This is a genomic window from Criibacterium bergeronii, from assembly GCF_001693775.2.
GTDB lineage: Bacteria > Bacillota > Clostridia > Peptostreptococcales > Filifactoraceae > Peptoanaerobacter > Peptoanaerobacter bergeronii.
The window spans coordinates 106927-120674 of sequence record NZ_MBEW02000006.1 but is presented as its reverse complement, the minus strand read 5'-3'; the positions used below and the strand labels follow the sequence as shown (position 1 = coordinate 120674).

Here is a 13748-nt window from a genome sequence, read left to right as displayed (position 1 = left end):
ACGCCGCCAGCGTTCATCCTGAGCCAGGATCAAACTCTCAATTAAAATTTGACTTAGACTTCAGTATGTTTATCCTTACTGACTTTGTTTACTTGTTTTATGGTGCTAATCTTATTCTTAAGATTTGCTTTTGTTTACTATCCTTTTTTCATTGTTCATTTTGTTTTTTGTCGCTTCTTAGCGACAGCTTTTATATTATATCTTTGTTTTTTTATCTTGTCAAGAACTTTTTTTATTTTTTTTAAATCTTTTTTTGTTCTTTTCAGATGTTTTTGCTTTGCTCTTTTGAGCTTTATTATATTATCATTTTTGGTTTAGGATGTCAAGTATATTTTTTTATTTTTTTTATTTTTTTTATTTTTTTATGTAAAAGACCTCAAGCAGTATTTTTTGCCACTTGAGATCTTTTTTAATTTAAGTTTTTAGTTCTAATTGCTTTCGGTTTTACTATTTTTTTATTTTTCTTAAATTACATTTTTATTTTTGTTCCTTCGTCTTTTTTGGTCATAATCTCGTTCATAGCGTCTACTAGGTTGCTAAACGCTTTTAATGTATCGTCTAATGATTTGCTTTTTGCTAATATAATTCGATTATATTCCTTTTTTGTATTCTTTTCAAGATATAATTTATGATGTTTTTTGGAATTTTAATCTTGCACAATGGTTGTGCAAGCTAAAAAACTTGCCTTTCCTACTATAATATAATAGGAAAGGCAAGTTTTTGTTTTTTATACTAATAAGTTTTTTTATTTGTTGTATTTTCTGTCCAATCTTCTTGGATGCCTAGACTATCTCTTCTGTTGTAATCGTGAGAATTTGTAGTCTCTATTATGTCATTGTATGCCCAGTGGTTTTCATTTACATCTGTAAAGTGTTGTGATACTAATGAATAAGCTTGTGAGTCTGCTTTTCTGTCCAGCATTTTGTTAATTATTGATGCCACTTCTGCTCTTGTGATTTCTTTTTCAGGTTTAAATGTACCATCAGGGTATCCTGTGATATATCCGGCTTGATAAAGTGCACCTATAGCATCTGATGACCATCTGTCTTGTGAGTCAGAGAATGGATTCGTCTTGTCTGTTGCAGGTATAAATCTTGCCATTACGGATGCAAATTCTTCTCTTGTAATTCCATTTAATGGGCGGAAACTCTTATCTTCATATCCTGACATAACGTTGTAGCCGCCTATTACGTTTACTTTAATAGCAAACCAATCCATTGGTTTTATATCTTTAAATAGGCTATTTTCCCCTCCTGCATTTGGTAAGATAGAGATGTTGTATAAAACAGTCGCCAGCTCTGCTCTTGTCATACTTCTACTTGGTCTGAAGGTCTTGTCAGGATAGCCTACCATATATGCCATATGGTCTTTTCTATTTAGCGTTATTGTTCCTAATGGTATTTCAGCCTCGCCTATTTCTATATAGGTGACGGTCTGATTTCCATTTTCATCAGTTATTTGCAATTTTACTCTTGTACCTGATACTTGACGTAGCATTTCAAGTGAAAATTTACCATCTTCATCAGATTTTGTTTTTCCTATTAGTTTATTGTCTTTGTCGTACGCTTTAATCGATGAGTTTGGTGTTGTTGTGCCTTTGATTAGATTGTCTGTAACGTTTTGTATAGTGGCTTTTTCTGTTGTTTGAGGTGATTTTGCGTCTTCTTTTTTAGTATCTTTGTTTGGCTTGGTTCCGCCACTTCCACCGCTATTTTCCGATGATGAGCTTGAGGAACTAGAAGAACTGCTGGACGAACTACCGCCTGACTGTGATGCTGTGCTTGCTGATACTGAGTGGCTAATCTTCATGCCGTCTGTATGTTGTGTTGCGGTTATTGTGTCTGATGGATTTAATTTGTATTCTATTTCTCTTTTGCCTGTGTTTGAGTCGTCTACTAAATATTTTAATGGTACTGTCCATGTTCCTTTAACCACCGGTTTACCACTATCATCAAGATATGAGTCGTCTTTTACTGTAGTAGTTACTTTATGTCCTCCGGGTAAGGTAAGCTCGATTTCTGACCCAGGTGTACCTGTACCTGATACTGTGGTAGCTCCTACTGATGGTGTTGTGATTGTTGGGGGATTGCTTACTTCTTTTTCTTCTTTTACTGTTACTGACGCAGGGTCGCTTGAGGTATTTAATCCATCTTTTTGTACGGCTGTGATTGTCTCTCCGCCATTTAGTTTGGTGGTTATAGGTATTGCCCATGTTCCGTCAACTACTTTGGCAGATGCCGGATTTTCATCCTTTACTTTTACTGTAACTGTTGCCCCTGTTTTACCTGTTCCTGTTATGTTTTTATCTTCAGAGCTTACCTCGTCTATTGTCGGTGTATCTGATTTAGTTACTTGTTTTGGTGTAACAGACACTTCATCACTAACTATATTTGCTCCGGTTTTTTGTGTTACTGTTATATTATCTGTTGTTTTAAGCTGTGGAACTGTTGCTGTCCAATCACCATGCTCGTCTACTGTTACAGTTATGGTTTTAGTTGCACTTGGGTCATTAGGGTCGGATACTGTAACTGTGATTGTAGAGCCAGGTGCACCTTTACCTGTAATTGTTGTTTCTCCAGCTATTGGTGGATTTACTACAGGCTGAGCACTTTTTGAGGTTTGTGCATTTGGGTCAGGTAGTGGGATGGTGGCTGTTACTGCTCCACTTTGTGGTAATTCAGTACCTGTCGATGTGGTGGTTGTCTGTACTGCTATTACTTTGTTATTTGTGCTATCTATTAGTGTGTTTGGCGGAATAGTTGCTGTCCATTTGCCATCATTTCCAACAGTTGTATCTATTGAAATTGGAGTTCCTGACACATTATTAGATGCAGGAATTGTCAAAGTTATTTTTGAACCTTGGTCACCTGTACCTGATATTGTTGTAGCTCCTATCTGCATTGGGTCTATAGTAGGTGCGTTACTTTGTGTTGGCTCTTCTTTTTTTATTATTGTGGTTTTTATTTCTGCACTTGGTGTTGTACCGCCATTTGGTGTTTGTGTAGCTTTTATTTCTTGTGTTTCCTTGAGTGTCATTGTCGGTGGTACGTTTACTATCCAGTTTTTGTTGCTATCCACTACTGCGGTAGTTTTAGTGCCATCAGGTAATGTAACTGTGACTGTAGCTCCTACTTCGCCTTTGCCTTGGATTACTTTATCTTCTGCTTTTACTGTAGAAATGGTTGGAGTTGGGATTACTATTTGTGCTACCGGTTTTTGTGGCACTTTGGTTGTTACCTCAGGTGAGTATATAAATGTATCGTCATTTTTTCCATCGATATCTTGTTTTGCTGAAATTGTGCCGTCAGGGCTTAGGGTGTCACCGTCTAGTGGCACTGTCCATGTACCTGTATTTGTGTCTACTGTCACTTCCTTAGTAACATCTCCGCCTGCTGTTGGATATGTTACGCTGATTGTTGCTCCCTTTTCACCTGTGCCTGTTATTTCTGTGCTAGTAGCAGTGACAGGATTTATAGTAGGTGGTGCACTTGGTTGATTGGTGACTGGAGCAGGTGATACTTGGGTTGATGATGATACGTCTTGTCCGTTATAGGTTTCTGTAGCAGTTATTATATTGTCAGGTACTAATGTTTTTCCATCCGGTACTTGCACTTTCCAAGTTCCATCAGATTGTACTGTTGCCGTTTCTTTGCCGCCATTTGGAAATGCGACTGTAATTTTTGCTCCAGGTGTACCATTTGTACCTGAAACTTTTGCATCTCCAGCCTTTGGTTGTGTTATTGTAGGTGCTTTAGCCGGAGTGGTATCTTTGTATACTGTGGTTGAGGCTGTGCCTGTTTTAGGCTTAACATTATTATCTGTATTAGTTGCTACTACAATAACAGTGTTTCCCTCTTGTAATGTAACATCACTTGGCACTGGTACTGTCCATTTACCATCATCACCTACTGTAGCTTTTCCTATTAATTTACCATCTTGTAGGGTCACTTCTATAGGTGAGCCTTTTTTTCCTGTACCTGATACAGAAGTGCTTATTGTGCTTACATTATCTATTGACGGAGGTAAATAAGAACTCTTTACACCATCTTTTGTAAATGTAGTTGTTGCTGCTGCACTTGTTTTTCCATTTACAGTTTGAGTTGCAGATATTACATCCCCATTATCCAATACTGTACCACCTATAGGTATGTTATATTTACCATCACTACCCGCTGTACCTGTATATTCCTTATTATGTGCTACTATTGTAATACTAGCATTAGGTTCGGCTGTACCTGTAAAATTCACAATTCCGTATCTCACCGGGTCTATAGTTGGTGGTTTTAGTGTTTCTGATATTACCGCTGGCACTGTAGTTGTTGCTGTTTGTGTTTTGCCGTCTACGGTTTGAGTGACTTCTATTGTTTCACCCGGTTGTAAATTAACTCCATTTAGTTCCCAAGAACCGTCCGGTTTTGTGGTTACATCATGTGGAGTTCCACCTATTGTCACTGTAATATTTGTACCAGGTTGTCCGCTACCTTTTACAGATGTATCCCCTTGTGTTGCCGGATTTATTGTTGGTGGTGCTATATTTTTTACAGGTGCTGGAGTAACTACTGTATTTATAGCTGGGCTTGGGTCTTTGCCTGTTTCTGTTTGTGTGGCTGTGATATTTGTATTTGCTGTTAAAGGATTAGTTAGTCCACTTATAGGAATACTCCATGTATTATCATTTTCTACGGTTTTAGTTATGGCTTGACTTCCTATTGTCACTGTCACTGTAGAGCCGGGTGTGCCTGTACCAGTTATTTTTTTACTTTCTGTATTTACCGAATTTATTACCGGAACTTCACTTATTTGTTTGACTGCCTGTATGACTTTTGTTGTAGACGGTGCACTTGACTCCAAAGCGTTTCCGTTTACTGTCGTTGTTTGTGTAGCTGATACTGTATCGCCAGCATCTAGTTTTGCTCCTGATGGCACTGGAGATGTCCATGTACCGCTTGAATTTACATCAACTGTCTGTGATTTTCCATCAACTGTGACTGTGACTTTAGAACCCGGAGTGCCCGTACCAGTAATATTTGTAGTTTCTGTGTTTATTGTGTCTATAGTAGGCAATTCGCTTTGTTTTGGGGTAGGTTTTTGTGTGACTACTGTGTTTGACGCTACACTGTCTTTTCCATCTACTGTGGTTTTTGCTGTTATAGTTTGATCTTTAGCAAGCGAAACATTACTAGGTAATGGTGCAGACCATGCTCCATTTGCGTCTGTAGTTGCTGTAACTGGAACTCCATTTGGTAATGTAACTGTCACTGTTGAATTTGCCGGTGCCGTACCTGTTATAACTTTATCGTCCGATGTTACCGGATTAATTACAGGTGCAGGTACTACTTTTTCCTGTGGAGCATCTTTTTTTGCTAGGAATGAGTCAAGCTGCATTACTTTTCCTGTAGGTGATACCAGCTCTGCTCTATATATTGTGTCTTGTTCAAGCGTTGCAGGTACATACATAGGGAAGTCAGGTAATTCTCTGTTGTTATCAGGATATAATGGTTCGCTGGTAGAGATTATTTGTGTACCGGTTATTTCCCCTTTAGCATTTAAAACCGGTTTTACCCATCTAATAGTGTATGGTCCTGATTGCTCTGCTACCTTAGTTGTTGATGTTGAGACTTGATAGCCGGGATATGCTGTGGTATCAGCAGAGCCTGTGGTGTCATATTTTACTATGTTAAACTCAGGGTTTGCTTTGTATGCAAAGTCCAGTGAATATAATTTTTGTGTGATAAGTGAGCCTATAGCTCCCCCTACTTCAGGTGCACTGTAGTATTGTTGGGTTGCAAATGGAGTATAAAAGGTTGCATCTTGTATGCCTTCTACTGAAACATAAATTTGCTTGATATCTACTTTTTTATCCTTTAGGTCAATATCAAATATACCCTCTGCATTTGTAGTAGTAGTAAATGTCTGATATCCTCCGCCACTCTTGTTACCAACTGTGACGGTTACTTTTTTGCCTTTTATCGGTCTGTCGCCTTCTGTGTATGCCGGACTATAGGTGCAAAGCTCTGTGTATCCCCAATCGTAAAATACAATCCCTCTTACTCTGTTAAGCTCTGCAAAAGATTTGTAGTTAGTGCCTAATGGTGCTGTAGGTTGTGTTTGCACTGGTGTGCCAGAGTGTAATGTAAGATTTGGTTTTTTTGCACTAAAATATTAAAGTTTTTAACCTGTTGTTGCACCGACTCCCATGTAGTATAGCCTGACATGATGGAGTTTATACCGCCAAAATTTCCATACAAGGAGTTAAATGCTGACTGGTAATTTGCACCCACTCCACTTTTAAACCATTCAGGGTCTATAAACATTTGTATCTGCTGATAATTAGCAATTATCCCTGCAACAAAGTTGTGGGTTACTTCTTTGCCATTTATATTTGTCGTAAATAATGGCATCTTAATGAAATATGAGCCGTCACTGCCTGAGCTAGTCTTGTAATATGGACTGATTGAGCCGTCCTTATCCATCCATCTGTATATGATTGGTACATCTGGTAAAGGAATATCCGCCGGAGGGGCAGCATCGCAGGAAACAGGTGAGGCATTCATGGATACATATACTTTACCCCAAACTGTACCTTTTTGTGCTGCATTTAATCCGGCGACAGGTATAGCATCTGACGGACTGCCCCCAGGCTCTGCAAATGACTGTCTTAGCTGGAATACCGGTGTAGCGGCTAATATAGACGCTAATAAAACTGCACTAATTTTTTTTCGTTTCATACGCACCTCACGCTTTCATTTATAAAATACTTTTTAATTATACATCATTTTAAGATAAGTTTACAGATATCTATATAAAAAAATATACATAGGACTAGATTTTATACTAAAGCTACATTAAAATGTGGAATTAGGTTTATTATGTTCATCTTGGAGCTTTTTCGCCTTAGTAGGACGCCTACAATCTACTGCTCTTTCAATTAGGTTTTTATATATTTTAAATGCAAAAAATCCTGATACAAGCCATTTTTACTAATGGTATTATATCAGGATTTTTATTATTTTTCTTTGTAGTGGTGGGCGTCTTCTAAGACCATGTCTTTTACTTTCATCAGTCTTATTTGGGTACTTCTTTCATTTTCGTCCAGTTTCATTTGGATATATTTTATTTTTGTCTGCATATCAGGTATCAGAACATATTCCAGTGCGTTTACTCTTCTTCTGGTCTTTTCTATTTCACTTGCCATTAATTGAGTGGCTTTTTCCGCCTCTGCCAGCTCTAATAGAGCCGGTAATACTTCGGACAATTCTTTCACTGAGTCATCAAGCTGCATAGATGTGAAGGCATACCCATAGGCATAGATGTCATCAGTGTTTACACTTTTTGTTGTTGTGTTGAATTTTGGGATATCTACACTCATAACGTTTCTACTATCTACTTTTAGGTATACTTCTTGTTTTGGTGCCATTATTGCCGTTTTTAGTGCTTTATCTGACATGGTTGCCGCACTCACTGCAAATTTGGCGTTGGATTTTTTTATTTTTTCTTCTACGTTTTCTCTTAGTTCTTTATTTCTTCTAACCAAATCTAAAAATTCTTTCATAAGTCCGTCTCTTTTGTCCTTGAGCAGCTTATGTCCTCTTGTTGCGGTTTTCAGCTTGCCTTTTAGCTTGGTTAGCTCCATTCTGGTAGGATTGACTGTTTTACTCGCCATTATATCCCTCCCTTATTAAATAGTTAAAGAGTGATACTAAAATTTTAGAACTCTTTTTTAAATCTTATATTAGCAATGTAATCCCACTTAAAGCTAATATTGCTCCTATAATTTCTACAGGATATATCTTTTGTCTTGTGGTAATCCATGACGCCGGTAGGACTAATACCGGTGTAGTTGACATAAGTGCAGATGCTACTGCTGCCGGTGCAAATTTTATAGCTATCATGGATAATAGTCCAGCTAAAAATGTTGCAAACACACCAACGTATGCAATAGCTATGCAAGATGCTCTATCACCTCGAATTACATTTAGTTTATTCCATTTGTTTTGTATAGCAAATATTGCTGTTATGCCAAATAATCCGCCTATAAGGCGTATTTGCGTACCCGCCATTGTTGTCAAGGTTTCCAGTGCATATTTACTCGTCACTAAGCCCAGTGATTGCCCTAAAATAGCTATAGAAACAGGTAACAGTGTCTTTAGTGTGATTTTATAAGCAGAGTAATCGCCACTATCTTTCGGCTTTTTATTTACAACTAAAAGAATACCACTTATTACCAGCACTATTGCCAATATATTAAAGCTTGTCAGGGTTTCACCAAAAAGAAAAAAACTAATTAGTGCAACTACTACTGGATAAAAGTTATATATCAGCGTAGATAATCGTGCTCCTATGGTTTGAAATGACTTGAAAAGAAAGGTATCCCCCATAGTAAAGCCTAACACCCCTGACAGCAGCATCCAAAACCACTGTCTTGCTGTGATGTTTGGCTCTATTATAGAACCGTTATCAAATAGTGTTATTATAGTCACTAAAATTAATGCTATAGATAATCTTATAAAATTTAAGACTAGCGGAGGGATATTTTTCGTTTTCCGCTCAACTATTAAGCCGTTAAACGCCCAAATAAAAGCTGCACTTAATGCTGCAATTTCACCTGTATGGTTCAAAAAATACCCCTTACTGTCTAATATTTAAAAATATATTTATTATCATTTTGTCAACAATTTATATCTAGTTTTGTCTTGGTTTATAAAATTCTTCGATGTATTCGTCTTTTATTCTCTTTAGCTCACTCTTTGGTAATATTCCAAGTAAATCCCAGCCTAAGTCCAATGTTTCTTCTATGGTTCTATTGGTTTCGTAGCCTTGTGAAACGTATCTTTGTTCAAATTCGTCTGAGAATTTTGCATAAAGTAAGTCTATTTCTGTAAGGGCAGCCTCACCTAATACTACCATTAATTCTTTTGCCTCTTTTCCTCTAGCATAAGCTGCAAATAATTGGTTCATTGTATCTGCGTGGTCTTTTCTAGTTTTTCCCTTGCCTATGCCTTTATCTTTAAGTCTTGATAAGGATGGAAGTACATCTACCGGTGGTGTAATGCCTTGTCTATACAAATCATTAGACAGTATTATCTGTCCTTCTGTGATGTATCCGGTAAGGTCAGGGATTGGGTGAGTTTTATCATTTTCAGGCATTGTTAGGATTGGTATCATTGTGATGCTTCCTGTATGTCCTTTTTTTCTACCTGCTCTTTCATACATTGTAGCAAGGTCGGTATACATATATCCCGGATATCCTCTACGTCCAGGTACTTCTTTTCTTGCTGCTGATATTTCACGAAGTGAGTCTGCGTAGTTTGTGATATCTGTAAGTATTACAAGGACGTGCATATTTAGGTCAAATGCTAGGTATTCGGCAGCTGTCAGTGCCATACGCGGTGTAGATATTCTTTCTACTGCAGGGTCATTTGCAAGGTTGACAAACATTACTGTTCTGTCTATTGCTCCTGTTTGAGTAAAGCTTTCTGTGAAGAAATGTGCCTCTTCAAAAGTTATACCCATAGCTGCAAATACTACGGCGAACTGCTCGTTTGTACCTCTAACCTGTGCTTGTCTAGCGATTTGCGCGGCTAAGTTAGCGTGTGGAAGTCCACTGGCTGAAAATATTGGTAACTTTTGTCCTCTAACTAGTGTGTTTAGCCCATCTATGGCAGATACACCTGTCTGAATGAATTCTTGAGGATAGTCTCTTGCTGCCGGGTTCATAGGTACGCCGTTTATATCTAATCTTTTTTCAGGTAATATTTCAGGTCCGCCATCTTTTGGTCTGCCTAGTCCATCGAATACTCTACCTAGCATATCCTTTGATACGCCCAGCTCCATACTTCTACCTAAAAATCTTACTTTAGACTCAGCTAGATTTATGCCTGTGGAGCTTTCAAATAATTGTACTACTGCATTTGTACCATTTATTTCCAGTACCTTGCAACGCTTTTTGTCTCCGTTGGCAAGCTCTATTTCTCCAAGCTCATCATAGGCTACGTCTTCAACATCTTTTACAAACATTAGAGGTCCTGCTACTTCTTGTATGGTTCTATATTCTTTTGGCATTATTTATCCTCCTTGTTCGTAATTTCTTGCATTTCTTTTTTAAGCTTATCCATTATGTTGTCGTAAGCCTGCTGAATGTCTTTTTCTTCTGTGTATTTATATCTACCTATGTCCTCTCTAATAGGCATTTTTTCAATTTCAGATATTTTTGTACCTGATTTTAATGCTTTTAAGGACTCATCATAAAAGGCAAATATAAGTCTCATCAGTTTTGCCTGTTTCTTACCGGATGTAAAGGTGTCTATGTCATGGAAGGCATTTTGGTGTAGATAGTCTTCTCTGATTGAACGTGCTACCTCCATCTTTAGTCTATCTTCTGAAGAAAGTGCATCCATACCGACTAATTGAACTATTTCTTGTAGTCTTGATTCGTCATCAAGTAGTCCCATCATTTTGGCTCTAAGTTTCATCCAATCTTCGTCAACTTCTGTTTCAAACCATTTTCCTAATGTATCTGCATACAATGAATAGCTTGTTAGCCAGTTAATGGCTGGGAAATGTCTCCTATATGCTAGGTTTGCGTCTAGTCCCCAGAAAACTTTTACTATACGCAGTGTTGCCTGAGAAACCGGCTCAGAAATATCTCCTCCCGGAGGAGAAACTGCACCTATAACTGAAAGTGCACCACGTCTTGGCTCTTGACCAAGTGTGTCAACTAGTCCTGCTCTTTCATAGAATTGAGCAAGTCTTGAGCCTAGGTATGCTGGATAACCTTCTTCGCCCGGCATTTCTTCAAGACGACCTGACATTTCACGAAGTGCCTCTGCCCAACGTGAAGTGGAGTCTGCCATAAGTGCTACTGAATATCCCATATCTCTGAAATATTCTGCTATAGTGATACCTACATATATAGACGCCTCACGTGCAGCAACCGGCATATCTGAAGTGTTTGCTATTAAAACAGTTCTTTTCATCAAGGACTCTCCGGTCTTAGGGTCAACTAGTTCCGGAAATTCATTTAGAACGTCAGTCATTTCGTTACCACGTTCTCCGCAGCCTATGTAGACTACTATTTCTGCATCTGCCCATTTTGCTAATTGGTGCTGTACAACTGTCTTACCGCTACCAAATGGTCCAGGTACTGCTGCAACCCCACCTTTTGCAACTGGGAATAATGTATCTATAACTCTTTGTCCTGTGATAAGTGGTATGTTTGGTGAGAATTTTTGCTTGTATGGTCTTTGCACACGCACTGGCCATTTTTGTAGCATAGTAATTTCTTTTTCTTCGCCATTTTCTGTTCTTACTTTAGCGATTACTTCGTCTACTGAAAATTCTCCTGATTTTATATCAATAAGTTCACCACTAATGCCAACAGGTACCATTATTCTTTGTGTAACAACTTCTGTTTCTTCTACTGTACCAAGTACATCGCCTTGCTCTACATGATTGCCGACAGACTGTGTTGGTTCAAAATTCCATTTCTTTTCTCTGTCTAGTGATGGTACTTCTACACCTCTTTGCAGGTTTGTACCTACTTTTTCCATGATTTTTTCTAGCGGTCTTTGTATACCATCATATATACCACCAATAAGTCCAGGTCCTAGCTCTACACTAAGTGGCATTTGGGTTGATACTACTTCTTCTCCCGGTTTTAGACCTGAGGTTTCTTCGTAAACCTGTATGGACGCTTCATCACCGTGCATTTCTATAATTTCACCGATGAGGCGTCTTTCACTAACACGCACAACGTCGAACATATTTGCGTGTTTCATATTAGATGCAATTACGAGTGGTCCCGCAATTTTCTTGATAACACCTTTTTCCATATGTTAACCACCTTTTTTTAATCGTTGCCGAAAATAATATCTGAGCCTACTGCACGTTCTACAGATTTTTTAACATTTAGCATTCCTTTGCCGGTGTTGCCCTTTACTCCGGGTATTGGGATTATTGCCGGTAAATATGAGTCTGCATATTCATCAATTTCTTTTTGTAACATTTCTTGAAACTCTTCTGTTATATAGATTATACCATATTCTTGCTCAACAAGGTCATGCAGTATATCTTTAGCTTCCTCGTATCCGTTTGGAGAAAATACTGAAAGACCTATTGCCAAAAAGCCTTGTATGCTGTTTTTGTCACCTAAAACCGCTATTTTATACATAAGACTTTGTCACCATCTTTCTTATATCTTCTTCATTTATACCATTTTTCTTTGATGCTATTATAATGTTTACGTTCTTAATTTCATTTTGTCTTGCTAATATATAGGCAATTATTGGAGATATAGTGGTAAATACATATTTTTGTTTTTCTATGTCCTCCATAATTTTGTTGTCTGCCCATGTTTCAAAACGCAAAAAGTCATCCTTTAATAAATCCACTGTTTCTGTATAGCCTGAATTTTCTAAGAAGGAATATAGGCTATCTTCTCCCTGAGAGGCTATATTAGATAGCTGATTTAAATTAAATTCTGATACTCCGCTAAGAGCGTTATCAAAAAAACTTTGGTCTTTTTTTGTTTTCGCTCCCCTGACAGCAATTTTTATGTCTGCTATGGTAGCTTGAGTTTTTGCATAGTCGATAAGTACATCACTGCCATTATTTTGTGCAAACTCGTTCATAGCAAATAGCTGTCCTTTGTCTAAAATACTGTCAGAAAGCTGTGGGTCATTTGTTTTGAATATTATTTCATAAGCTTTTTCTACATAAGGTGCTATAAAAGCAGGCAAATTTGAAAAAGTTTTTGTTTTTACAGCAGTTTCTATCTCCTTATACGAGATTATACTATCTTGCTCGTATAAGTTTTCGTTGTCCTGTCCCATATATTCCGATTTAATGGCTACTTTTGCATTGTGAAAATCATTTTTTAATTTTATTGTTACAAATACACCCTTGTCCTGTGTCAACTCTGATATAAAGCTCCAAAGCTTATTATTTTGCACTTCCACAAAATTATTCATTTCTGTTTCGTTTTGTATCAAGCCTTTGTCAACAAGTATTCTTTGGACTGCATCCATGTTTGTAGCACTAATAAGCGAGTCGATATCTTGTTTTTTTAGTAGCTCATTTTCCATAGCTTTTACCCTTGCTACCGCGAATATATATTCGTCTTTTGCCATGGCATCCTCCTATCCGAACAAGTACTCGTTCAACTTATCTTGTAAAAGCTCCTGATTGTTATCCATTACAGCATCAAGAGTACAATTTTCTTCTACGTCTCCATATATCATTACAAAACCGGTATCCGACTTGATTGTATCATCAGATAGAGTAAGTTTTCCCTTGGAATTTTGCTCTAAAGCCTTGTTCAAGCTATCTACAAACGCCGCTTTATCCTGGTCTTGTATTTTGCTATTTAATTTTATTATTCCGTCCTCTTTGTGAGCGTATTTAGCAGCTATTTTGCCCCAAAACTCATTTGATTTATCCTTGTCCAAATTTGAGATATATTTTTTCGCATCTTCAATAACTTCAACTATAAGTTCCTGTTTGCTCTTTAATATCTCCTTATTTTTTTGAGATAAGGCACTGGATAATCCTTTTTCCAGCTCAAGCTTTTCAAATTTTTCGTTTTGTTTAGCAAATTCTTCCTTTTGCTGAGCAAGAGCAAGCTCTGCTTTTTGCAATATTTCAGAAGATAATTTTTGAGCCTCTTCGTCAATTTTCTTAGCTTTTTGCTGCCCTTTTAGCTTTATTTCATCGAGGATTTTATCAAGTCCCGTCATATCTATCCCCCTATT

Annotated in this window: 9 protein-coding genes; all 9 read right to left on the bottom strand. The window is 37.6% G+C overall.

The window, feature by feature from the left end; translation table 11 throughout:
- Nucleotides 1-732: 732 nt before the first annotated feature.
- The 9 genes from BBG48_RS04435 to BBG48_RS04395 all read right to left on the bottom strand — a co-directional run bounded on the left by BBG48_RS04435 (nt 733) and on the right by BBG48_RS04395 (nt 13733).
- Nucleotides 733-6114 carry an Ig-like domain-containing protein gene (locus tag BBG48_RS04435; protein ID WP_068912253.1) on the bottom strand — a complete coding sequence of 1794 codons (5382 nt, stop codon included), beginning with the start codon at nt 6112-6114 and terminating at the stop codon, nt 733-735.
- Nucleotides 6087-6728, bottom strand: a complete 642-nt coding sequence (locus BBG48_RS04430) for a hypothetical protein (RefSeq protein WP_068912255.1) — start codon at nt 6726-6728, stop codon at nt 6087-6089. Before BBG48_RS04430 ends, BBG48_RS04435 begins: the two co-directional genes overlap by 28 nt.
- Nucleotides 6729-7006: 278 nt before the next feature.
- Nucleotides 7007-7663 carry a V-type ATP synthase subunit D gene (locus BBG48_RS04425; RefSeq protein ID WP_068912256.1) on the bottom strand — a complete coding sequence of 219 codons (657 nt, stop codon included), beginning with the start codon at nt 7661-7663 and terminating at the stop codon, nt 7007-7009.
- A 64-nt stretch (nt 7664-7727) separates the two neighbouring features.
- Complete coding sequence (locus BBG48_RS04420; RefSeq protein WP_068912258.1) at nt 7728-8618, bottom strand: DMT family transporter; 891 nt, start codon at nt 8616-8618, stop codon at nt 7728-7730.
- 64 nt (nt 8619-8682) lie between these two features.
- Complete coding sequence (locus BBG48_RS04415; protein WP_068912259.1) at nt 8683-10062, bottom strand: V-type ATP synthase subunit B; 1380 nt, start codon at nt 10060-10062, stop codon at nt 8683-8685.
- On the bottom strand, nt 10062-11831 hold the full coding sequence (locus BBG48_RS04410; protein WP_068912261.1) for a V-type ATP synthase subunit A: 1770 nt from the start codon (nt 11829-11831) through the stop codon (nt 10062-10064). The genes BBG48_RS04415 and BBG48_RS04410 overlap by 1 nt, the downstream gene beginning before the upstream one ends.
- 17 nt (nt 11832-11848) lie before the next feature.
- Nucleotides 11849-12169: a V-type ATP synthase subunit F gene (locus BBG48_RS04405; protein WP_068912262.1), complete on the bottom strand. Its 321-nt coding sequence runs from the start codon at nt 12167-12169 to the stop codon at nt 11849-11851.
- Nucleotides 12162-13127 (bottom strand): V-type ATPase subunit, encoded by a 966-nt coding sequence (locus BBG48_RS04400; protein ID WP_068912264.1) that lies wholly within the window; start codon nt 13125-13127, stop codon nt 12162-12164. Before BBG48_RS04400 ends, BBG48_RS04405 begins: the two co-directional genes overlap by 8 nt.
- Nucleotides 13128-13136: 9 nt before the next feature.
- Nucleotides 13137-13733 carry a V-type ATP synthase subunit E gene (locus tag BBG48_RS04395; protein WP_068912266.1) on the bottom strand — a complete coding sequence of 199 codons (597 nt, stop codon included), beginning with the start codon at nt 13731-13733 and terminating at the stop codon, nt 13137-13139.
- Between the last annotated feature and the right edge of the window lie 15 nt (nt 13734-13748).

Bases quoted from the DNA above. Each gene is read 5' to 3' on its own strand.
- BBG48_RS04430 (WP_068912255.1), bottom strand. From the start codon at position 6,728: ATGAAACGAAAAAAAATTAGTGCAGTTTTATTAGCGTCTATATTAGCC.
- BBG48_RS04425 (WP_068912256.1), bottom strand. From the start codon at position 7,663: ATGGCGAGTAAAACAGTCAATCCTACCAGAATGGAGCTAACCAAGCTA.
- BBG48_RS04415 (WP_068912259.1), bottom strand. From the start codon at position 10,062: ATGCCAAAAGAATATAGAACCATACAAGAAGTAGCAGGACCTCTAATG.
- BBG48_RS04410 (WP_068912261.1), bottom strand. From the start codon at position 11,831: ATGGAAAAAGGTGTTATCAAGAAAATTGCGGGACCACTCGTAATTGCA.
- BBG48_RS04405 (WP_068912262.1), bottom strand. From the start codon at position 12,169: ATGTATAAAATAGCGGTTTTAGGTGACAAAAACAGCATACAAGGCTTT.
- BBG48_RS04400 (WP_068912264.1), bottom strand. From the start codon at position 13,127: ATGGCAAAAGACGAATATATATTCGCGGTAGCAAGGGTAAAAGCTATG.
- BBG48_RS04395 (WP_068912266.1), bottom strand. From the start codon at position 13,733: ATGACGGGACTTGATAAAATCCTCGATGAAATAAAGCTAAAAGGGCAG.